Raw genomic sequence first — 21,262 nt, 5'->3', positions numbered from 1 at the left:
GCATGAGTGGAAGCGGAAACAGGGCAGTCGCGTATCTCAAGCCGGGAGCGGTCGAAGTCAGGACCATCGACCACCCGACGCTTGAACTGCAGGACGGGCCGGGAGTCGCCCCCGCCAACGTCGGCCGCAAGGTCCGGCACGGGGTGATCCTGAAGGTGCTCGCCAGCAACATCTGTGGCAGCGACCAGCACATGGTGCGCGGTCGGACGACCGCGCCCGAGGGGCTGGTCCTCGGACACGAGATCACCGGAGAGGTCGTCGAACGGGGTCCGGACGTCGAGTTCGTCGACGTGGGCGACATCGTCTCCGTACCGTTCAACATCGCCTGCGGGCGGTGCCGCAACTGCAAGGAGCGCAAGACCGGCATCTGCCTGAACGTCAACCCGGCCCGACCGGGGGCGGCCTACGGCTATGTCGACATGGGCGGCTGGGTCGGCGGTCAGGCCGAGTACGCCATGGTCCCGTACGCGGACTTCAACCTGCTGAAGTTCCCGGACCGGGACGAGGCACGCGCGAAGCTGCTCGATCTGACCATGCTCTCGGACATCTTCCCGACCGGTTTCCACGGCGCGGTCACCGCGGGCGCCGGGGTCGGGTCCACGGTGTACGTCGCCGGGGCGGGTCCGGTCGGTCTGGCGGCGGCAGCGTCGGCGCAGCTGCTGGGCGCCGCGGTCGTCATCGTCGGCGACCTCAACGCCGAACGCCTGGCTCAGGCAAGGAGTTTCGGCTGCGAGACCGTCGACGTCTCGCGCGGCGACATCGGGGAGCAGATCGCCGAGATCCTCGGCGAGCCCGAGGTGGACGCGGCGGTCGACGCGGTCGGCTTCGAGGCACGGGCCCACGGCCCGAACGCCCCGGAGGCACCGGCGACCGTCCTCAACTCGCTGATGGGCGTCACGCGCGCGGGCGGTGCCCTGGGCATCCCCGGGCTGTACGTCACCGATGACCCCGGCGGCGTCGACGAGGACGCGAGGAGCGGCACCCTGAAGGTGCGGCTCGGCCTCGGCTGGGCCAAGAGCCACCGGTTCACGACCGGTCAGTGCCCGGTGATGACGTACCACCGGAATCTGATGATGGCGATCCTGCACGGGCGCGTGCACATCGCGAAGGCCGTCAACGCGACCCCGATCGCGCTGGAGGACGCACCGCGCGGCTACGCCGAGTTCGACCAGGGCGCCAGCCGCAAGTACGTGCTCGATCCGCACGGGGCGCTGGCGGGCGTCAGCCCGGTCTGACGCACGGGAAGGCGGGGGCCACGCACGCGTGGCCCCCGTTTTCCATGTCGGACGGTGATGATGTCTCCCACAGCCCGCGTGGGTTTGACCGGGGGCCGAGCCCGCCAGGGATGAGGGAAGACCGAACGACAGGAGGCGCGTGGTGCTGGTGGTGTCCGAGGAAGTACGTGAGGCGATCGACGCGCGTCGACCCGTGGTGGCCCTGGAGTCGACAATCATCGCGCACGGGTTGCCGCGCCCGCGCAATCTGCAGGTGGCGCTGGAGCTGGAGGCGGCGGTACGGCAGGAGGGCGCAGTCCCCGCGACGATCGCCGTACTCGACGGGCGGCCCCATGTCGGCCTGGACAAGGAGCAGTTGGAGCGGGTCGCCAACGAGGACGGGATCCGCAAGCTCGGCCACCGCGACCTGCCGCTCGCGGTGGCGGCGGGAGCGAGCGGGGCGACCACTGTGTCGGCGACGGCGCTGCTGGCGGCACGGGCGGGTGTCCGCGTGTTCGCGACCGGGGGCCTGGGCGGGGTGCACCGGGAGTGGACGGTGACGCAGGACGAGTCCGCCGACCTGGGGCTGCTGGCGTCCACCCGGATCACGGTGGTGTGCGCGGGCGTGAAGTCGATCCTGGACGTGCCGGCGACCTTGCAGCGCCTGGAGACGCTGGGCGTGGCGGTCGCCGGATACGGCACGGACCGCTTCCCCGGCTTCTACCTCTCCGACTCCGGACACCCGGTGGACTGGACGCTGGAGACCCCGCAGCAGGTGGCGGCCGTGATGCGGGCACAGGACGCGCTCGACGCCCCGGAGTCGACGCTGATCGTCGCCAACCCCGTACCCGAGGACGAGCAGTTGGATCCCGCGCTGCACGCGCGCGTGCTCGCCGACGCGCTGCACGCGTGCGAGGCGGAGGGCATCACCGGGCAGGCCGTCACGCCGTTCCTGCTGGGCTACCTCGTGGAGCACACCGACGGTGCCTCGCTGAGCGCCAACCTGGCGGCGGTGCGCGGCAACGTACGGCTGGCGGGGCGGATCGCGGCGGCCTGGGCCGAGGAGGCGTGACGACCGGGCCGGCCGGTGCGCTCCTGGTCGTCGGGGACGTGATCACGGACATCGTGGCCCGGCATCGGGGACCGCTCGCCCCGGGCACCGACACGGCCGCCGTGATCCGGACCGTGCCGGGCGGCGCGGGCGCCAACGTGGCGTGCTGGGCGGCCCATTGGGGCTGTGCGGACGTACGGCTGCTCGGTCGCGTGGGTGCGGACGCGGCGGCGTGGCACGAGCGGGAGCTGATCGCCTCCGGGGTACGCCCCCGTCTCGTCGTCGATCCGGAGGCGGCGACCGGGACGGTGATCTGCCTGGTCGACACGGGGGCCTCGGCCGAGCGGACGTTCCTGACCGACAGTGGCGCGGCGCTGCGGCTCGGCCCCGCGGACTGGTCGGACTCGCTGCTGGACGGCGTCGTACGGCTGCATCTGTCGGGCTATCTGCTGTTCTCCGGGCCGAGCCGGGCGTTCGTGGCCGCGGCGGTGGAGTCGGCACGCGCGCGTGGGGTACCGGTGAGTCTGGATCCGGCGTCGGCGGGGTTCCTGGTGGAGCTGGGGGTGGACCGTTTCCTTGCGCTCGTCGAGGGGGTGGACGTGCTGCTGCCCAGCCGGGACGAGGCGTGTCTGCTCACCGGATTGCCCGATCCGGCGGACGCGGCGGCCAAGTTGAGCCGTCATGTCCCCCTGGTCGTCACCAAGCAGGGCGCCGAGGGAGCCCTGCTGGCCCACTCCGGCACGGTCCACGCGCGCGTACCGGCCGAACCCGCCACGCCCCGGGACACCACGGGCGCGGGCGACGCGTTCACGGGAGCGTTCCTCGCCACGCTGCTGACGGGCGCCGATCCGGAGGAGGCGGCGCGGGAAGGATGTCGAGCGGGGGCGCGAGCGGTGCAACGAGTGGGAGGGCGACCGCCTGGGCGGGGGTGACGGGCAGCGCCCCTTGGAGGAAGGACCGGGCATCACGTCTCAAGCAACGCCCACCCGGCGCCGACTCCCGCTCCCCGCCTACCCCTTCCGCCCCCAGGCCGAGATCATCGGCGCCGTCGCCAGGTCCATCGTGCCGGAGGCGACGTTGGCCAGGTGGCGGTCGATGTCCTCGTCCGTGGCGAGGCCCGCCGTGACGAGTTGGTCGCGGATCTGACGGACCGTCGCGGATTCCAGGGCGGCGCAGGCCGGTGAGGTGACCGGGAAGTACGCGTCGGCCTCCACCCGGCGCAGGCCCGCCTCGCGGAGCAGCCGCGGGAGTTTGCGGCCGTAGGAGAGGTCGGCGCCGCGGTCGGCGAGGAGGGTGCGGAAGCCGTTGCGGAGACGGTTCGCCAGTTGCTGCTCGGGGCCGTGTTCGTCGGGGCAGAGCAGTGGCTGGAGGGCCGGGTCGGCGTCCTCGATCAGGAGGCGGCCACCGGGGCGCAGGGACTTGATCATCGAGCGCAACGCCCGTTCCCGGTCCGGGACATGGACGAGGACCAGTCGGGCGTGCACGAGGTCGAAGCCTTCCCCCGGCGGTTCCTCGGCGCCCACGTCGTGGACGCGCACCTCGATCGGCGGGCGGGCCACCGAGGCGACCTGGGAGGTGTCGATGTCGGTCGCGAGGACCTTCCCGGTCGGTCCTACCTTCTTGGCCAGCCAGGACACCACCGAGGTGCCGCCGACGCCGACCTCCCAGACCCGCCAGCCGGGTCCGACGCCGAACCCCTCCAGGTGCCGGAACGTGGTGGGGTCGAAGAGCGTGGCGAAGGCGTCGAAGCGCTGCCCCGCCTCGGACTGCCGGTTGTCGAGGAGATACCCGTCGGATCGCGTCATGCCGCGATCATCCCAGTTGCTCCGCTTCTCGGGAGGGGGCGACGCTCCGGTGCGGAACGCCCTTGCCGCGACCGTGCGCCGGCTCCCGCAGGGCTTCGTCCACAGCGGGGAACAAGGCGCACACACGGCTTCGTCCACAGCCGGGAACAAAGCGGAGGATTCCGTTCCCACAGGCTTACCCGCCGCTCACGTCAGCCTGGCAAACTGGCACGCCAAGGCGCAGCAATGCGATGCGAGGGGATCCACGCAAGGAGATCCGGATGTCCATGGCAGGGAATCTTCGGAAGGTCACGGGCCTCGGCAGGGTCGGCGGCCTCCGCAAGGTGGCGCGCCTGGCGCGACGGCGCCCGCGGGTCGACCTGAGCCACCACGCCCGGTCACCCCTGGGCTCCTCGGTGGTGAAGTGCGTCACGTATCAGGACGGCGTCCGGGTCCCGGTCGGCGGCGATCTGGTGGACGCCGTCGAGCGGGTGCGGAAGAAGGACGACGGGTTCGTCTGGCTCGGTCTGCACGAGCCGACGAACGAGGAGTTCGCGGGCATCGCCGAGCTCTTCGACCTGCACCCGCTGGCGGTCGAGGACGCGATCGAGGCCCATCAGCGCCCGAAGGTGGAGCGCTACGGCGAGACGCTGTTCGCGGTGTTCAAGACGGTCTGCTACGTCGAGCACGAGCAGCTGACGGCGACGAGCGAGGTCGTGGACACCGGCGAGATCATGGTGTTCGTCGGCGCCGAGTTCGTCATCACCGTGCGACACGGACGGCACGGCTCACTGGGGCCGCTGCGCGAGGAGTTGGAGTCGAACCCCCGGCAGCTCGCCAAGGGGCCGGCCGCGGTGCTGCACGCGATCGCGGACCACGTGGTCGACGACTATCTGAGCGTCACGGACTCCGTGCAGGCGGACATCGACCAGGTGGAGACGGACGTGTTCGCGGAGAACGGCGCCCGGGCGGACCCGGGCCGTATCTACCAACTCAAGCGTGAACTGCTGGAGTTGAAGCGGGCGGTGGTCCCCCTCAGCGGCCCGCTGGAGGCGCTGTCCACGCGGCCGATGCGGGTGGTCGGACCGGAGATACAGGCCTACTTCCGCGATGTCTCCGACCACCTGCTGCGGGCGAAGGAGCAGATCGCGTCCTTCGACGAACTGCTGAACTCGATTCTGCAGGCGCATCTCGCCCAGGTGACGGTCGCGCAGAACGAGGACATGCGGAAGATCACGGCCTGGGCCGCGGTGATCGCCGTACCGACGATGGTGTGCGGTGTGTACGGCATGAACTTCGACCACATGCCGGAGCTGCACTGGCGGTTCGGCTATCCCCTGGTCCTCGGCGTGATATCCGTGGCCTGTCTGGCGCTGTACCGGGGCTTCCGGCGCAACGGCTGGCTCTGAACCGCCCGGCGACTCGGAACACGAGCACCCCCGAGGCGCCGGAGCACGACCGTCCGGCGGTTCAGCGCATGGCGCTTCGGGCGTAGACGCTCTCGACCCAGGTGGCGAGCTGGTCCTCCGTCAGATGCTGGGCGAGGTCGGCCTCGCTGATCATGCCGACGAGGCGTTTGTTCTCGATCACGGGAAGCCGGCGGATCTGGTGTCCCTGCATCTCCTGGAGCACCTCGCCGACATCGGCGCCGGCGTCGATCCAGCGGGGCGTGCCCTGGGCCATCTCGCCCGCGGTGACCTTCGCCGGATCGTGGCCCATGGCCACACAGCCGACGACGATGTCCCGGTCGGTGAGGATGCCGCAGAGCCGTTCGTTCTCGTCGCTGATGGGCAGGGCTCCGACGCCCAGTTCGCGCATCAGCTGGGCGGCGCGGTCCAGGGTTTCATGGGCGGGGATCCACTGGGCGCCCCGGTGCATGATGTCTCCGGCGGTGGTCATGAAGTACCTCCCGGTGCCGGACGGCCGGCGCGGCACAGAACGTTCCGCTAGTCCCGGCGCCCTACATTCTCGCCGCGCGGCGGGGGGAACGCACCCGGACGGTCGCGACTTCCGGGACCCGGACGGACACCCCGGGACGGCGATCGGACCCGGAATCCCACGACCTGCCGCGCCAGGACGGCCCGCTGCGGAACGACAACGACGCGGCCGGACACCCGCGCCCGGCCCCTCACCCCTCGGGCAAACCGCCCCACGCCGGGTGACGTGGATCGTCGGCGCGCACCAGGACGTCCGCCGTGCCGGCCGGGTCGGTCTCGTCCTCGTAGCGCTCGAAGGCGGGCAGGGTCCAGTGCTCGGTCTCGGGGGTACGGCGGCGCAGCGCGCCCGGCGAGAGGAGGACATGGAGGGTCAGGTCGAAGGGGAACCAGTGTCGCAGGAGGAGGGGGCCGTGCAGCAACAGAAGGGCACCGGGCGGGAGTTGGACGTAGGGGCTGCGGGTGGCGCGGTCGGCGGCCGGGTCCCACAGGTCGGGCAGGACGCGGCCGTCGCCGTCCGCTTCGAGCGGGCCGAAGACCTCGCGCCACAGGGCCCGGGTGTCGAACCAGCCGTCGTAATAGGTGTCGGCGTCCTGGTGCCCGTACTCCAGGCGCAGGGAGGCGGGGCGCAGGAAGCCCTCCGTGCCGACGACGAGCGAGGAACGGCCGCGGATGCGCAGCGCCTCCGCGACCCGCTCGGCGAGGTCGCCCGGGCGGGCCGCCGGGGCGCCGTCGAAGGCGATGCGCGGCCAGGGGCTGCCGTCGGCCGGCTTGAGGTCGAGCAGGCGCTCGGCGAGAAGGTCGCCGAGCCGGTCCCAGGTGATCGCTTCCAGTCGCACAGGGCCCATGATGCGTCAGGTCCCGGTCAGGAGGTGTCGCGCGAGTGGCTCCGGCGGGCGGCCAGCAGGTGCGGGAGATGGGTCTCGCTCCAGGCGCGGGCCGCGTCGAGGAGGGGGATGAGGCTGCGGCCGAGAGGGGTGAGGGCGTATTCGACACGCGGCGGGTTCTCGTCGTACGCGGTCCTGGTCAGCAGGCCGTCGCGCCGCATGGCACGCAGGGTCTCGCTGAGGACCTTGGGGGTGACGGCCCTGAGCGGCACCCGGAGTTCGGTGAACCGGCGCGGGCCGCCTTCGAGGCAGCGGACGACCATACCGGTCCACTTGTCACCGACCCTGAAGGGCATCACGGAGGAGGGGCAGACGGGGTCGAACATGGCGGGGTCCAGCGGGTCCTGCCCCAAGGCGTTCGTCGCGTCGGTCATCCGTCGAGGCTAGCGCCGATACCGTTGAAGTAACCGGGCCTCCGGTCCCTAACGTCCAGGTCGGGCGGCGAAAAACGCTGCCGGGCAAGGAGGTTGGGCATGGACGGGATCGTCGTCTTCGGGGCCGGGGGCCGGGCGGGACGGGCGGTGACAGCGGAGGCGCTCGGGCGCGGGTACGGGGTGACGGCCGTGGTGCGGGATCCGGAGCGGTACGCGGAACTCGCCACGGAGGGCGTCTCGGTCGTACGGGGAGATGTGACCGATGCCGGGTCGGTACGGGAGGTCGCGGGCGGGGCGGTGGGCGCCGTGCACGCGGTGTCGCCGTTCAGCGGGCCCGAGCAGGGGTTCGGCTCGCTCGAACCCGACTTCTTCGTGAAGGCGGCGGACGCGCTGCTGGTGGGGCTGGCCTCGGCGGGGGTACGGCGGCTGGTCGCGGTCGGGCTGGTCGCGGACCTTCTCGGGGCGGACGGGCGCCCGGTGATGGACGACGCCTCGGCCTTTCCGACGGAGATCCGGCCGTTCGCGCTGGCCCACACGGCGGGCCTGCGGCGGTTGCGCGAGGCGGGCGAGGGCACGGTCGACTGGCTGATGCTCACGCCGGGCGGTGGGCTCGAACAGGACGCCCCGCGCACCGGGCGCCACCGGTTCGGCGGCGAGCGGATGCCGGAGGGCGCGCCCGGGCTGTCGTACGCGGATCTGGCCGTGGCGGTGCTCGACGAGATCGGGACGCCGAGCCGACACCGGACACGTGTGTCGGTGTTCGTTCCACGCGAGGCGCACATGCGGCGGACGTAGAGGACAGGAAGGAGAGGACAGGAAGGAGAAGACAGGCCAGGAAGGATCAGAACAGGAAGGATCAGAACAGGAGAGAGGTGGTCAGTGGCAGGGAATGGATCTCGTATGGCATCGCTCTCGACTCCTCCACTCCGCAACGGGCTCGTGGCCGGCAGCGGACTTGTGGTCGTCCAGCCGCTCAGGAAACGCCACTGTGCGGGGTGTCGTCGTGGGCCGTTGGCGCTGCTGGTCGTCGAGGGCGGGGGGCCTCGGTGTCTCGACTGCGCCGACCTCGGGCATCTGGTGTTCCTGCCGCGCGGCGACACGGCGCTGACGCGCAGGGCGCGGGAGGAGAGCGCGCTGTCGGCGGTGGTCGTGCGGTTCAACCGGCGCCGGGGCCGGTACGAGCGGCAGGGCGTCCTCGTCGAGGAGGCGGGGCTCGCCCGGGCCGAGGAACGGTGCCTCGCGGACGCGGAGGCCCGGCGGCGGCGCCGGGTGCGCGACGCGGAGCGGCGGGCCGTGGAGGACGTGCGGTTCACGGCGGCGTTCGCGGCGGAGATAGGACGGCTGTTCCCGGGCTGCCCCGAGGAGCGGGCCCGGACGATCGCCGCGCACGCCTCGCTGCGGGGCAGCGGGCGGGTGGGGCGGAGCGCGGCGGGACGGGCGCTGTCCGAGGGCGCGGTGCTCTCGGCGGTGGTGGCGTCCGTACGGCATGTGGACACGCCGTACGACCAGTTACTGATGAGCGGGGTGCCGAGACACGAGGCGCGTCGGCGGATCGGGGTGAGGGTGGAACAGATGCTGCGGGACTGGCGGGATGCCCCGGCATGACGTTCGCCGATGCCCCAGGAGTCGGCGGACGAGCGGCGTCGTGGACGCCCGCGTATGCCCCGGCGATTCTCGGCCATGGTTGCGCGGGCGGGGATGGGTTCGACTTGTCGTGATGGTTGGTGGTGGGCAGGATCTCGGCTCTACGGGCGGGAGTTGGTGTCGGCATGATCGGTGAACCGTATTTCGCGCTGACGGTTCTGGGGGTGCTCGCGACCGGGGTGATGGCGGGCGTGTTCTGTGCCTTCTCCGTGCTGGTCGTGCGGGGGCTGGCCGAGTTGCCGCCCGCGCAGGGTGTCGCCGCGATGAACGCGATCAACAGGGTCGCGCTGACTCCCGCGTTCATGCTGCTGTTCGCCGGTTCGGCGCTGGTGTGCGCGGTGATCGCGGTGGTGACGTTCGTGCTCTGGCCGGACCGGGGGACGACGGAGTTGCTGCTGGGCAGCGCGCTGTATCTGGTCGGGTCGTTCGGGCTGACCCTCGTCGCGAACGTGCCCCGCAACGAGGCCCTGCTGAAGCTGGACCCGGGGACCCCGGAAGCCGCCGCGTACTGGCCGTCGTACATACGCGAGTGGACGATGTGGAACCACGTCCGCGCGGTGACCTCGGCCGCCGCCGCGCTGGTCTACATGCTGGCCCTCTCCTGAGCGAAGTCCCAAGATCGACTGAGTACGGGCTGAGGAACACCGGGCAAGGGCGGCCCGAACCTGCGGAAACCCCCTTGAGAAAGCGGTCTCGCCCACTCTGCGCGCTCGGCCGGGGGGCCTTATCGTGGCTGAAAGAGTGCCGCCCGATGACGCACGGCCTGTCGCATGCGGACGCGAGGAAGACCGCCATGGCCGATCCCAAGGGTTTTATGACCACTCCGCGCGAGGAGTGGCCCCGCAGGCCCGTCGACGAGCGGGTGCGGGACTGGGACGAGGTGTACGTCCCGGGCGCGCTGCTGCCGATCGTGAGCAGGCAGGCCGACCGGTGCATGGACTGCGGTGTCCCGTTCTGCCACGACGCCTGCCCGCTCGGCAACCTGATCCCCGAGTGGAACGATCTGGTCAGCCGCGAGGACTGGCGGGCGGCGGCGGACCGGCTGCACGCCACCAACAACTTCCCCGAGTTCACCGGGCGGTTGTGCCCGGCGCCGTGCGAGGCCGGCTGCGTGCTCGCCATCAACCAGCCCGCGGTCACCATCAAGAACGTCGAGGTGGCCATCGCCGACCGCGCGTGGACCGACGGTTTCACGCCACCCAGACCGCCGGACCGCTTGTCCGGGCGGACCGTCGCGGTGGTCGGCTCCGGGCCCACCGGCCTTGCCGCGGCACAGCAGTTGACGCGCGCCGGGCACACGGTCGCCGTGTACGAGCGGGACGACCGGCTCGGCGGGCTGATGCGGTACGGCATCCCCGAGTTCAAGATGGAGAAGCGGCATCTGGAGCGGCGGCTGGAGCAGATGCGGGCCGAGGGCACCAAGTTCCGTACGTCCACGACGGTCGGGCGGGATGTCGGAGCGGCCGAACTGCGGGCGCGCTACGACGCGGTGGTGATCGCCACGGGAGCGACGGCCTGGCGCGAACTCGCCGTACCGGGGCGGGAGTTGACCGGCATCCACCAGGCGATGGAGTATCTGCCGCTGGCCAACCGGGTGTGCGAAGGAGACTTGGCGGCCTCCCCTCTGTCCGCCGCCGGGAAGCATGTCGTCATCGTCGGCGGCGGCGACACCGGGGCCGACTGTCTCGGCACGGCGGTGCGTGAAGGGGCCGCGTCCGTCACGCAGTTGGACATCTACGCCCAGCCGGAGGCCGAGCGCGACGAGGACGCGGAGCCCTGGCCGACGTATCCGAAGATCTACCGTCTGTCGGCCGCGCACGAGGAGGCGCGGGATCTGGAGACGGCGCCGGCGGCGGACGCGGACGCCCGGCTGTTCGCGGCCTCGACCCTGCACTTCGAGGGTGACGCGGACGGGCGGGTGCGGTCCCTGCACCTGGTCGAAGTGGACGCGCAGCGGCGCCCGTTGGACGGTTCCGGGCGCAGCCTGCCCGCCGATCTCGTGCTGCTCGCCCTCGGGTTCTCCGGGCCCGACCGGGCGGACGGGCTCATCGATCAGCTGCGGCTGGCGATGGCACCGCGCGGCACGATCACCCGGGACGCGGACTTCGCGACGAGCGCGCGGGGTGTGTTCGTCGCGGGGGACGCGGCGCGGGGCCAGTCGCTGATCGTGTGGGCGATCGCGGAGGGGCGGGCGGTGGCGGCGGCCGTCGACCGCTATCTGACGGGGAGTTCGCAGCTGCCGGCGCCGATCGGGCCGTACGACCGGCCGATGACGGTGTGACGCGGGGAAGCGTGACGCGGGGCGCGGGGCGGTGGGATGTGCCGGCTCAGCGTCGCTGGTCCGTGCCAGCCACCTTGGCGGTCGACAGGGCCACCCGGTTCCAGGTGTTGATCGTGAGGATCAGGGACAGGACGTGGGCCAGTTCCTCCTCGTCGAACTGAGCGGCCGCCTGCGCGTAGACGTCGTCCGGGACACCGCCGTCGGCCACCAGGGTCACCGACTCCGTGAGGGCGAGGGCCGCCTGCTCGCGCTCGGTGAAGAAGTGCCGGGCCTCGCGCCAGACGGCGACCATGTGCAGCCGGTCCTCGCTCTCGCCGGCCTTGCGGGCGTCGTTCGTGTGCATGTGGAGGCAGTACGCGCAGTGGTTGAGGTGCGAGGCGCGGATCTGGATCAGCTCGACCAGGGCCGGGTCCAGGCCCTCGCGGGCGGCGGCGTCGAAGCCGATGAGCGCGCGGAAGACCTTCGGGGCGGAGCGGGCGAGGTCGAGGCGGGGCGTCATAGTGGCGACCTGGGCGTTTGTGTTCGTGTTCGTCGTCATACGACAAATCTACGAGTCGGAAAGACCCCCTGTAGGGTGCATTTCCATGGCTGAATCATGGGTCAATTCGGCGGAGCGGATCGGGGCCGATCTGCATCTGGAGCTGTCGGGCAGCGGTGGCCGCAGGGCCGCCCTCATCGACGCGCTGCGGGAGGCCGTGCGCGGCGGGCGGCTCGCCCCCGGCACCCGGCTGCCGCCGTACCGCTCGCTCGCCGCCGACCTCGGGGTCGCCCGCAACACGGTCGCGGACGCGTACGCGGAACTCGTCGCGGAGGGCTGGCTGACCGCGCGCCAGGGCTCGGGCACCCGGGTCGCCGACCGAACCCGGCCGCTACGGGCGCAGCCGCCGCGACACGCCGGGAACGGCCCGGTTACGGCACCTCCACGCGCGCGTGCGCCCCGGCACGACCTGCGACAGGGCACGCCCGACGCGTCGGCGTTCCCGCGCGCGGCCTGGCTCGCGTCGTACCGGCGGGCGCTCCAGCAGGCGCCAGACGAGGTGTTCGGGCCCGGCGACCCGGCCGGCCGGGTCGAACTTCGGGAGGCGCTCACCGAATACCTGGCACGCGCGCGTGGCGTACGCACCGCACCCGACCGGATCGTGATCTGCTCCGGCTTCGCGCACGGGCTGCGGCTGCTGTTCGGCCAGGGCGGCGGCGGGATGCTGCGCGGACCGCTGGCCGTGGAGGCGTACGGACTCGGCTTCCACCGGGAGCTGCTGCGCACGGCCGGTGTGCGGACCGTGCCGCTGCCGGTCGACGAACACGGCGCGCGCGTCGGGGAGTTGACGAAGGAGCGGGCCGTACTGCTCACGCCCGCGCACCAGTTCCCCACCGGCGGTCCGCTGCACGCCGAGCGCAGGGCCGCCGTGATCGACTGGGCACGCGCGCGTGGCGGTGTGGTCCTGGAGGACGACTACGACGGCGAGTTCCGCTACGACCGCAAGCCCGTCGGCGCCCTCCAGGGCCTCGACCCGGAGCGGGTGATCCTCCTCGGCTCGGTCAGCAAGAGCCTGTCCCCCGCGCTGCGCCTGGGCTGGCTGGTCCTGCCGGAGCGGTACGTCGAGGGCGTACTCGCCGCCAAGGGCGAACGCGAGGCCTGGGCGAGCGTCCTCGACCAGCTGAGCCTGGCCGACTTCGTCACGTCGGGGTCCTACGACCGTCATGTGCGGCGGATGCGGCAGCGGTACCGGAGCCGCCGTGACCGCCTGGTCGCGGCGCTCGCCGCGCGGGCCCCGCACATCGAGGTCACCGGGGTCGCCGCCGGCCTGCACGCGGTGCTGCGGCTGCCGCCCGGCACGGAGCGCTCCGCGCTGAAGGCCGCCGCGTGGCAGGGCGTCGCGCTGGACGGGCTGGCCGCGTTCCGGCATCCGGAGGCGTCAACCACGGGGCCCGGGGCGGGAGTTCGGGACGGTCTCGTCGTGGGGTACGCGACGCCCTCGGAGGCGAGGTTCGGTGCCGCGCTGGAGGCGCTGTGCGAGGTGCTCCCGCCCGACGCGCCGACCGGTTCCCCTGCTGCCGGATGAGCAGCCCTGCACGGCCTGACTCCCACCTGCGCAGGAGACGGGGAGTGCTGCGCCGGTACGAGTCGTCCGATGTGGTCTCCTCCCGGCTCACGGATCCCACCGACGGCGGGCCGGAAAGCGACTTCCGGCCGATGTCGAGTCCAACGGCGGTGGGACCGTCGGCGCAGGAGGCGAGTTGTCGTCCGGCCCGGAACGGCGTCGGCCGCGACGGCGCCCCCGTCCTTCGTTCCACCGTCAGGCGCAGGGCCACCCCCGCACGTCCCGCCCTGTTGGCGGTCGATCCTGGTGGCCGTACGGCCGGCGCACGGGGCCCGGCTGCTCGGTCCTGGGCCGGTCGCGGAGATGCTGCCGGGGCAACTCCTGGCGTTGGAGGACACGCGCTGCGGGGCAGGCGTGGGCCGTACCCGGACGATGGCGGCGGCGTATCTCGTGCGAAGCGGGGAGGAGACGCCGACGAGGGCGGTCCGACGGAATCTCGCCGTCGGGCCGCCCTCGATCGAGCAGATCTACTACGCGCTGTGCCTCGGCCCCGGCCGGCCGGGGCGACCGCCGTTCCCGGTGGTCGCCGTCAGCCGGCCGGTGGACGCTCCGCGGCGCATGCTGTCGTGGTTCTGGAACAAGACATTTCCGGATACCGGGTGATCAAGTCAGTATCAAAATAAGCAGGTTCGGTAAGGAAAAAGCATTCAGCACAGCTGGGTCAGGGACCGGGTCAGGACAGCAGGAAATCCGCCTCGCCCGCTTTCGCCCCCTCGATGAAGGCCGTCATCTCGTCGGTGGTGTAGATCAGTGCCGGCCCGTCCGGGTCGGTGGACTGGCGGACGGCGATCCGGCCGTCGGCGAGCTTCATCGCCTCCAGGCAGTTGCCGCCGTTGCCGCCGCTCCACGGCTTGTGCCAGCCTTCGCTTCCCAAGTCCCGCGCGGGCATGCCGTTGTAGACGCTCATACGCGGCTTGATGCGATCCATTCACAGCTCCTTGCGGAGATCCTTGAGGATCTCCTTCGTGCGATGTGCCGTAGCGGCCTGCGCCGCCATGCGGTCCATGACCTCTAGGTGGGTCGCCACCTCTTCGCGCGCGTCCAGATAGACGGCGCCGGTCAGGTACTCGCTGTAGACCATGTCCGGCAGTTCCGGCATGGCAAATCGGAACAGCACGAAGGGCCCGTACGTGCCCGGGTGCGGCCCCGAGGAGAACGGGGCGACCTGCAGGGTCACGTTGGGCAGCTTCGTGGCGTCGAGCAGTTTGTCGATCTGGGCACGCATCACCTCCGGGCCGCCGACCGGGCGGCGCAGGGCGGTCTCGTCCATGACGGCCCAGAAGCGGGGCGCGTCGGGACGCGTCAGCAGGTCCTGGCGCTGCATGCGCAGCGCGACATGGCGCTCGATCTCGTCGGGCTCGGTCTGGCCGATGGCGCCCGACAGCAGCACACCGCGCGCGTACTCCTCGGTCTGCAGCAGCCCGGGCACGAAGTGCGGCTCGTACGACCGGATGAGCGCGGCGGCACCCTCCAGGCTGACGTACATCGAGAACCAGCCCGGCAGGATGTCGTGGAAGCGCTGCCACCAGCCGGGCTTGTTGGCCTCCTCGGCCAGCCGGACGAAGGCCGCGGCCTCCTCGTCGGAGACGCCGTAGGACTTCAGGAGGAACTGGAGGTACGGGATCTTGAGGGAGACCTCCGCCATCTCCATACGACGGACGGTGGCGGGCGCGACGCGCAGGACCTTGGCGGCCTCCTCGCGCTTGAGCCCGGCGCGTTCCCGCAGGTCCAGCAGGCGCCGGCCGAGGACGACCTGGCCGACCGTCGGTGCGGACCGCGGCTCGCTCACGCTCCACCTCCCCCCAATGAGTCCCGTTGAGTCCCGTACGGCGCCTGAGCCCGGGCGCTGAATCCTGACAGCCCTGCGGCGCCATTCGAAGACTCATTCGAAGATCGGGAGAGACCTCCGGAGATTCCAACTGGCGCCGCGCGACGTTCTGTTGCGAGCAGTGTGCCACGACCGTGCAGAGCGTCATACGGCACTCTGCATTTTTCATAGTGACACTTGCCAAGTGTTCACGGCGGGGCGATAGTGGCAAGCGTGATTCCGTCCGCGCCCTTAGGAACAGACGCCGCCGCAGGCCGCCTCGGTCTCGGTGCCGCCACGGGAGCCGCCCCAGGTGGGGCCGCTGCCGAGCGCCGGTTCCGGTTCGAGCTGGCCGCCCATCCGGGTTCCCCAGCCCAGGCCAGACGCCTGACGCGGGCCCGACTGTCCGGCTGGTCCGTGGGCGAGGACACCTGCGACACGGCGGTTCTGATCGTCTCCGAACTGGTCACCAACGCCATCGTGCACACCGCGAGCAGCCACATAGTCTGCGAGCTGCACGACGGTGACGACCTGGTGCGGATAGCCGTCCGTGACCAGGGCTGTGCTCCTGGCGAGCCGCACCCGTCCCCGCAACGGCCCGATGAGGAGCACGGGAGGGGATTGCTTCTCATCGACGCGCTGTGCCGGGCCTGGGGCGCACAGGAACACGGACCCGGCCTGCTCGTCTGGGCCGACCTGCCCCGGCAGGCCGACCCGGCCCACGGCCACCACCCGGCCCCCGGCCACGACAGTTCCGTACCGCGCAACGACCTGGGGTGGGGCGCACGACCCAAACCGGTGCCGTCGGGCGGTACGGGCGACGAGGACGAGGCGACGGCACACTTCGGGGCCTTCGAGAATCTGGGCGTGTATCCGGCACGGGGGCATGAGGATGCCCCCCGCGGGCATGGGGGTGCCGGCGAGTTCGGAGGCCTGGATCTCGGCGGCTTCGGGGACCGGGAACACGGAAACGGGGTGGGTCCCGGCAGCGGGACCGGCTCCGTACACCGGAGCCGGGAGGTCGCCGGACACTTCGGGGAGCCGGGCCGGGAGGAAACAGGATCCTCCAGAGGCCGGGGCCACCTGGACGCCGGCGACCTCCCGGACTCCGCGGACACGGCGAACACCGGGGATTCCGGCGGGCTCGTGAATCCGGGTCCGCTGGGCACCTCCAGCGGGTTCGGGGACTTCGGGTCGGGGGTCGAATGGGTCTGAGCGGCGCTTCCGGTCCCGGCCAGGTACTCAGTCTCGACACGCTGGTCCGTCTGGGGCGCGCGCTGCACGGACCGGGCACGCCCCGGCGACTGCCCGTCCCCGAGGGCATGACGGCTCCGCTCGGCTGCGACGCGGTGGCGGTGCCCGCACGTTTCGGACCGCTGGTCCTGCCCCGCCTGCCGCGCGTCGGCTGTGTCTACGCCGACGAGGCGCACTGGTGGTGGATCGTGCCGTCCGACTCCGACTACGCGCTGGACTGGCCTTCGCCGGCGCGGTACACCGCCGGGGCGCTGGTGCCGGACGCGCCGCACGCGCCCGGGCTCATTCACCGGCCCGACGGGAAGCTGCCGTATACGCCGCCGATTCCGTTGTATCTGGCTGTGTGCCGGGTTACCGGGGCTACGCCCTCTTGGTCTCGGCCCATTAGCGCGTAGCGCTCTGCGGGGCGGTTGCGGATTTGTCCGCGGGTCCGGTGGGGGCTGGCCGCGCAGTTCCCCGCGCCCCTTTGGGGCGCGTCCTTCGCCGTCGGTCGAAGGTACGGTCCGTCCCTCCCGGCGTACGCCCGCGCGTCCGCAACCCTCTTCCCTCGCGCTCTCCCCCACACCGCCCCGCCCCGCGATAGTGGCCGTTCGTCCGCTATCGGGGGAGGTCGACGATGGGAAGCAAGGGTGATTCGGGGCAGGCGAGGCCGTCCGCGTCGGAGCAGCTGCTCTTCGGTGGGCCCTTGCGGTACGACATGGGGTGGAACCAGCACACCGACGCGTTCCTGGAGCTGGGCTTCCGGGCCATGGTGACGCGGTTGCCGGCGATGCTGGGGTCGAGTTTCCGGCTGGCCTGGCAGGCCGATCCCCGGGCCGCGCGGATCGTGCTGGCCGCCGAGGCGGGCCGGGGTGTCACACAGGCGGTGAGTCTGCTCGCGGTCAACAGCGTGCTGGGGCGGCTGATCACCGGCGGCGCGATCGCCGACCGGCTGCGCGGCGCCGCGCCGGCGCTGGTCACGGTGGCCGCCGTGCTACTGGTGGGCGCGCTGCTGCGGGCCGCGTCGACGTATGCGACGGGCCGGCTGGAGCCGAAGGTGGAGCGGGTCGCCACCGAGCTGTACCTGGAGCGGGCGGCGGCCGTGGAGCTGGCCGCGATCGAGGACCACGCGTTCCACAAGCTGCTGGACACCGCGCAGTACGGTGCCTCCTCGGCGCGCCGCATGATCTCGCTGGCGACGCGGGTGATGAACGCGGTGATCTCGCTGATCGCGGCGGCCGGTGTGCTGACCGTGCTGCATCCGGCGCTGCTCCCCCTGCTGGTGACGATGACGCTGCCGAGCGCGTGGGGCGCCCTGACGAACGCGCGCCGCCGCTACGAGTCCTTCCACATCTGGGTGCAGCACGCCCGCGCCGGCCATCTCATCAGCGGTCTGCTCACCGAACCGGAGGCGGCCCCGGAGATCCGCGTGCACGGGGTCGGCCCGTTCCTGCTGCGCCACTTCCACTCGATGTCGGAGAGCGCGGAGGCGGAACAGGCCCGGCTGGCCCGGCTCGCGGCCCGCACGGGCCTGATCGCGGCGACCTGGACGGGTCTGGCGACTGCGGCGACGTACGCGACGCTGGGCGTGCTGCTGCTGTCCGGTGCGATGGCGCTGTCGGTGGCGGGTACGGCGGTGATCGCGATCCGCACCGGTTCCGGAAGCCTCGACACGCTGGTGCTGGCGGTGAACCAGCTGCACGAGGAGGCCCTGTTCGTGGGCGATCTGCAGAAGCTGTACGAGGAGGCGGCCGAGCGGGCTATCCCGGTCGGCGGGGCCGCGCTGCCCGAGGAGCCGCGGGAGGTCCGCTTCGAGAACGTCACGTTCAGCTACCCGGGCGAGTCCACCCACCCCGCGCTGGACGACGTCACGCTCAGTCTGCCGCTCGGCCGGATCATCGCCCTGGTCGGCGAGAACGGCTCCGGCAAGACGACCCTGGTCAAGCTGCTGGCCGGGCTGTACCGGCCGGACCGGGGCCGGATCCTGTGGGACGGCGTCGACGCGGCGACGGCCGACCGGCACCAGCTGGCCGACCGGATCGCGATGGTGGCGCAGAACTTCAAGCGCTGGCCGTTCACGGCCCGCGTCAACGTGGCCGTCGGGCGGTCCGCCGCGCCGCTCACCGAGGAGCGGCTGGCCGGTGCGCTCGCCGAGGCCGGCGCCGAGGACGTGGTCGCGGATCTGCCGCGCGGCCTGGACACGCTGCTGGCCCGCAACTTCAGCGGCGGCCACGAGCTGTCGGGAGGCCAGTGGCAGCGGCTCGGAATCGCCCGGGCCGCCTACCGCAAGGGCCGCATCCTGATCGTGGACGAGCCGACCGCGGCCCTTGACGCCCGTGCCGAACTGGAGGTCTTCGAGAAGATCCGCGCGCTGGCCGGCACCGGCCAGACGGTCGTCCTGATCACCCACCGGCTGGCGTCCGTACGCCACGCGGATCTGGTGCACGTCCTGGACCAGGGGCGGCTGGTGGAGTCCGGGACGCCCGACGAACTCCTGCTCAGCGGCGGTGTCTACGCGGAGCTGTACGCGCTCCAGGCGGACCAGTTCACGGCGAAGGTGCCCGCCCCGAAGGCGGGCTGACGGGTCAGGCGGCCACGTCCACGGTGTCGGCGCTGCGCACGATCACCAGGAACATGTCGGTCGCGATGTCCATGACGACCTCGGCGGGCAGCCCTTCCAGACGGCGTGCCTGCGCGAACTCCTCCGCCGGCCACGAGCCACGCGGCCCGCCGGCGGGAAAACGCTGAAGCACCGTTCGCCCGTTCACCCTGTACCTCCCTGTCGTGCTGAACTCGGAGAGCTTCGTGAAGCCTCGTAGAGTTAAACGCCGACAGTACGGTGAACGGCTCGCGAAGTGACGGTACTGAGACATAGTCGACACCTGGCCACACATGTTGAACACAGGTTTCCGTATCAGTCCTCGTACTCGTCGTGATACAGAACACGTGCGCTGCCGGCGGGCGCCCCCAGCACCGACGCACGCCCCCTGGGTTCCTCCCACTCCTCCTGCCGCCCCAGCGCGGTCAGGTCGAGGAAGGAGGTGGTCGAACCGAGCCCGTCGAGCCCGCGCTCATAGGTCGAGTAGGTGTGGAACACCCGGTCCCGGTCCCGCAGGAAGCAGCTGACACCGGGCCGCTCGACGGGCTCCCCGTCCCCGACGAGCGTCACGTCGAAGTCCCAGTTGAACTCCCCGCCGAAGGACGAGTACCAGGGCACCGTCCACCCCATCCGTGCCTTGAACGGCAGGATCTTCGTATACGGCGCCCTCGACACGGCGGCGAACGTGGTGCCGCGCGCCTTCAGATGGGCGAGATGCCCGATCTGGTCGAGGAACGCCGAGCAGCTGCGGCACCCCGCCTCCCACTCGGGCGCGAACATGAAGTGGTAGACGACGAGTTGGCCGCGCCCCTCGAAGAGGTCGAGCAGGGTGGCCTTCCCGTCGCCGCCCTCGAACAGATACTCCTTGTCGATCTCCACCATGGGCAGCCGGCGCCGCTCGGCGTTGAGCACGTCCCGCGCGCGCGTGGCCGCCTTCTCCTTGAGCAGCAGTTCCTCGCGCGCCGCGCGCCACTGCGCACGCGAGACGATCTCCGGAAGCGACATGGGCCCTCCTGTGACAACGGTCCGTTGAGGGGTGGACCGGGGTACGGACCGGAACTCATCGCTGCCGCGGGAAACTTCTGGAGATTCGTCGGAAACCTCTGGGGATCGGTCGACCTCTGGAGATTCGTCGACCTCTAGAGATTCGTCGCGTACGACACCGGGAGCGTGAGCAGCCCTCGCGCGCGCAGCGAGGGCCGCCACCGCACCTCGCCCTCCCCCGGCTCCAGCCGCGGGAAGCGCTCCAGCAGGGCGGCGAGCGCGATCTCCGTCTCGGCGCGGGCCAGCGGCGCGCCGAGGCAGTAGTGGATGCCGTGGCCCAGCGCGAGATGCCCGGTGGTGTCGCGGCCGAGGTCGAGCCTGTCCGGGTCGGGGAAGCGGTTCGGGTCGCGGTTCGCGGCGGACGGGGACACCCAGACCGTCTCGCCCGCGGGGATGGTGACCCCGCCGATGGTGACTTCCTCGACGGGGAAGCGCCGGATGGCGAGCAGCGCGGGCCCTTCGTAGCGCAGGAACTCCTCGACGGCGGCGGGGATTTGGGTGGGGTCCTTGCGCAACGCGGCCAGTTGCTCCGGGTGTTGCAGCAGGGCGAGCACGGCGTTCCCGATGAGCTGAACCGTGTTCTCGTACCCCGCGAAGAGGATGAGGAAGGCCAGCGACATCAGCTCGTCCTCGCTGAGCCGGTCGCCCTCGTCGCGCACGGCGATCAGGTCGGAGAGCAGGTCGTCGGCGGGCTCCTCCCGTTTGTCGGCGAGGAGTCGGGTGAAGAAGCCGAGCATCCCGACGATCGCCTGCTTGCCAGCCTCCGGCGGTGTCCCGGGGGCGGGCGCGACCAGGGTGTCGGTCCACACCCGGAAATCCCGGCGGTGCCGGTCGGGCACGCCGAGCAGGTCGCAGATGACGGTGATGGGCAGGGGTGCCGCGTAGGCGGCGATGAGGTCGGTGTCACCGTTCTCGCCCAGTGCGTCGAGGAGTTGGTCGGCGGTGCGCCGAACGGGCGTACGGAGCTGCTCGGTTCGGCGCGGGGTGAAGGCGCGGCCGACCAGGCGGCGGACGCGGGTGTGGTCCGGCGGATCCATGTTCAGGAGGTTCGCGTCGAGGGCGGGCGGCAGCGCGAACCCCTTGTAAGTCCCGGCCGTGGCATGCCTCTTGTCCAGCGAGAGCCTCGGGTCGGCCAGTGCCGCCCGGACGTCCTCGTACCGGGTGACGAGCCAGGCGGGGGTGCCGTCGGGGCCCGCGATGCGGTGCACGGGGGCGCTGTCGCGCAGGCGCCGGTACACGTCGTACGGGTGGTCGAGAAGGCCGTCCGCGAGATCCATGGGAACAGCCTAGAGGGGACTTCGGCGCGGT

The 21,262-nt window shown here is 71.7% G+C and carries 22 protein-coding genes and 1 pseudogene; 13 read left to right on the top strand and 10 right to left on the bottom strand.

Annotated elements, in window-relative coordinates; translation table 11 throughout:
* The first annotated feature begins 2 nt into the window (after positions 1-2).
* From fdhA to ACWDEW_RS09420, 3 genes are all read left to right on the top strand, one after another.
* A complete protein-coding gene (gene fdhA, locus ACWDEW_RS09430) occupies positions 3-1,235 on the top strand; it encodes a formaldehyde dehydrogenase, glutathione-independent (protein ID WP_450511128.1) in 1,233 nt (410 codons plus the stop codon).
* Between the two features lie 139 nt (positions 1,236-1,374).
* Positions 1,375-2,286, top strand: a complete 912-nt coding sequence (locus tag ACWDEW_RS09425; RefSeq protein WP_450511126.1) for a pseudouridine-5'-phosphate glycosidase — start codon at positions 1,375-1,377, stop codon at positions 2,284-2,286.
* Complete coding sequence (locus ACWDEW_RS09420) at positions 2,283-3,197, top strand: carbohydrate kinase family protein (protein WP_450511125.1); 915 nt, start codon at positions 2,283-2,285, stop codon at positions 3,195-3,197. Before ACWDEW_RS09425 ends, ACWDEW_RS09420 begins: the two co-directional genes overlap by 4 nt.
* Positions 3,198-3,275: 78 nt before the next feature.
* Here the strand turns inward: ACWDEW_RS09420 and ACWDEW_RS09415 are convergent, their stop codons facing one another.
* Positions 3,276-4,070, bottom strand: a complete 795-nt coding sequence (locus tag ACWDEW_RS09415; protein ID WP_450511124.1) for a methyltransferase domain-containing protein — start codon at positions 4,068-4,070, stop codon at positions 3,276-3,278.
* A gap of 260 nt (positions 4,071-4,330) precedes the next feature.
* Here ACWDEW_RS09415 and ACWDEW_RS09410 point away from each other — a divergent pair, with 260 nt between their 5' ends.
* Complete coding sequence (locus tag ACWDEW_RS09410; RefSeq protein ID WP_450511122.1) at positions 4,331-5,458, top strand: magnesium and cobalt transport protein CorA; 1,128 nt, start codon at positions 4,331-4,333, stop codon at positions 5,456-5,458.
* A gap of 61 nt (positions 5,459-5,519) precedes the next feature.
* On the opposite strand, the gene ACWDEW_RS09405 is transcribed toward ACWDEW_RS09410, so the two are convergent.
* The 3 genes from ACWDEW_RS09405 to ACWDEW_RS09395 form a co-directional block, all read right to left on the bottom strand.
* Positions 5,520-5,948, bottom strand: coding sequence for a CBS domain-containing protein (locus ACWDEW_RS09405; protein ID WP_450511120.1), 429 nt, complete (start codon positions 5,946-5,948; stop codon positions 5,520-5,522).
* Positions 5,949-6,177: 229 nt separating this feature from the next.
* Positions 6,178-6,831, bottom strand: coding sequence for a uridine kinase (locus ACWDEW_RS09400; protein WP_450511118.1), 654 nt, complete (start codon positions 6,829-6,831; stop codon positions 6,178-6,180).
* Positions 6,832-6,848: 17 nt separating this feature from the next.
* Positions 6,849-7,244: a winged helix-turn-helix transcriptional regulator gene (locus tag ACWDEW_RS09395; protein WP_450511117.1), complete on the bottom strand. Its 396-nt coding sequence runs from the start codon at positions 7,242-7,244 to the stop codon at positions 6,849-6,851.
* 99 nt (positions 7,245-7,343) lie between these two features.
* On the opposite strand from ACWDEW_RS09395, the gene ACWDEW_RS09390 reads away from it, so the two are divergent.
* The 4 genes from ACWDEW_RS09390 to ACWDEW_RS09375 all read left to right on the top strand — a co-directional run bounded on the left by ACWDEW_RS09390 (position 7,344) and on the right by ACWDEW_RS09375 (position 11,169).
* Complete coding sequence (locus tag ACWDEW_RS09390; RefSeq protein WP_450511115.1) at positions 7,344-8,039, top strand: NAD(P)-dependent oxidoreductase; 696 nt, start codon at positions 7,344-7,346, stop codon at positions 8,037-8,039.
* A 105-nt stretch (positions 8,040-8,144) separates the two neighbouring features.
* Complete coding sequence (locus ACWDEW_RS09385) at positions 8,145-8,849, top strand: DUF2293 domain-containing protein (protein ID WP_450511113.1); 705 nt, start codon at positions 8,145-8,147, stop codon at positions 8,847-8,849.
* A gap of 164 nt (positions 8,850-9,013) precedes the next feature.
* Positions 9,014-9,493, top strand: a complete 480-nt coding sequence (locus ACWDEW_RS09380; RefSeq protein ID WP_450511111.1) for an anthrone oxygenase family protein — start codon at positions 9,014-9,016, stop codon at positions 9,491-9,493.
* A gap of 188 nt (positions 9,494-9,681) precedes the next feature.
* Positions 9,682-11,169 (top strand): glutamate synthase subunit beta, encoded by a 1,488-nt coding sequence (locus tag ACWDEW_RS09375; protein ID WP_450511109.1) that lies wholly within the window; start codon positions 9,682-9,684, stop codon positions 11,167-11,169.
* 46 nt (positions 11,170-11,215) lie between these two features.
* On the opposite strand, the gene ACWDEW_RS09370 is transcribed toward ACWDEW_RS09375, so the two are convergent.
* Positions 11,216-11,707, bottom strand: coding sequence for a carboxymuconolactone decarboxylase family protein (locus tag ACWDEW_RS09370; RefSeq protein ID WP_450511107.1), 492 nt, complete (start codon positions 11,705-11,707; stop codon positions 11,216-11,218).
* A gap of 46 nt (positions 11,708-11,753) precedes the next feature.
* Here ACWDEW_RS09370 and pdxR point away from each other — a divergent pair, with 46 nt between their 5' ends.
* On the top strand, positions 11,754-13,232 hold the full coding sequence (gene pdxR, locus ACWDEW_RS09365; RefSeq protein WP_450511106.1) for a MocR-like pyridoxine biosynthesis transcription factor PdxR: 1,479 nt from the start codon (positions 11,754-11,756) through the stop codon (positions 13,230-13,232).
* A 285-nt stretch (positions 13,233-13,517) separates the two neighbouring features.
* Positions 13,518-13,874 (top strand): hypothetical protein, encoded by a 357-nt coding sequence (locus tag ACWDEW_RS09360; protein ID WP_450511105.1) that lies wholly within the window; start codon positions 13,518-13,520, stop codon positions 13,872-13,874.
* Positions 13,875-13,944: 70 nt separating this feature from the next.
* Here ACWDEW_RS09360 and ACWDEW_RS09355 read toward each other — a convergent pair whose 3' ends face one another.
* Complete coding sequence (locus ACWDEW_RS09355) at positions 13,945-14,199, bottom strand: DUF397 domain-containing protein (RefSeq protein ID WP_019060458.1); 255 nt, start codon at positions 14,197-14,199, stop codon at positions 13,945-13,947.
* On the bottom strand, positions 14,200-15,060 hold the full coding sequence (locus ACWDEW_RS09350; RefSeq protein ID WP_450511103.1) for a helix-turn-helix domain-containing protein: 861 nt from the start codon (positions 15,058-15,060) through the stop codon (positions 14,200-14,202). It lies immediately after the preceding gene.
* A 243-nt stretch (positions 15,061-15,303) separates the two neighbouring features.
* Here ACWDEW_RS09350 and ACWDEW_RS09345 point away from each other — a divergent pair.
* The 3 genes and pseudogenes from ACWDEW_RS09345 to ACWDEW_RS09335 form a co-directional block, all read left to right on the top strand.
* Positions 15,304-15,912 (top strand): annotated as a pseudogene (locus tag ACWDEW_RS09345) (ATP-binding protein); the annotation flags it as partial.
* 371 nt (positions 15,913-16,283) lie between these two features.
* Positions 16,284-16,727, top strand: coding sequence for a hypothetical protein (locus ACWDEW_RS09340; protein WP_450511101.1), 444 nt, complete (start codon positions 16,284-16,286; stop codon positions 16,725-16,727).
* Between the two features lie 221 nt (positions 16,728-16,948).
* Positions 16,949-18,892, top strand: a complete 1,944-nt coding sequence (locus ACWDEW_RS09335; RefSeq protein WP_450511099.1) for an ABC transporter ATP-binding protein — start codon at positions 16,949-16,951, stop codon at positions 18,890-18,892.
* Positions 18,893-18,896: 4 nt separating this feature from the next.
* Here the strand turns inward: ACWDEW_RS09335 and ACWDEW_RS09330 are convergent, their stop codons facing one another.
* The 3 genes from ACWDEW_RS09330 to ACWDEW_RS09320 form a co-directional block, all read right to left on the bottom strand.
* On the bottom strand, positions 18,897-19,079 hold the full coding sequence (locus tag ACWDEW_RS09330) for a hypothetical protein (RefSeq protein WP_019067619.1): 183 nt from the start codon (positions 19,077-19,079) through the stop codon (positions 18,897-18,899).
* A 146-nt stretch (positions 19,080-19,225) separates the two neighbouring features.
* Positions 19,226-19,915 (bottom strand): DUF899 domain-containing protein, encoded by a 690-nt coding sequence (locus tag ACWDEW_RS09325; RefSeq protein WP_450511097.1) that lies wholly within the window; start codon positions 19,913-19,915, stop codon positions 19,226-19,228.
* Between the two features lie 134 nt (positions 19,916-20,049).
* Positions 20,050-21,231 (bottom strand): cytochrome P450 family protein, encoded by a 1,182-nt coding sequence (locus ACWDEW_RS09320; RefSeq protein WP_450511095.1) that lies wholly within the window; start codon positions 21,229-21,231, stop codon positions 20,050-20,052.
* Positions 21,232-21,262: the final 31 nt, after the last annotated feature.

The organism is Streptomyces sp. NPDC001100, from assembly GCF_053598575.1.
This window is presented reverse-complemented; position numbering and strand designations above follow the sequence as displayed.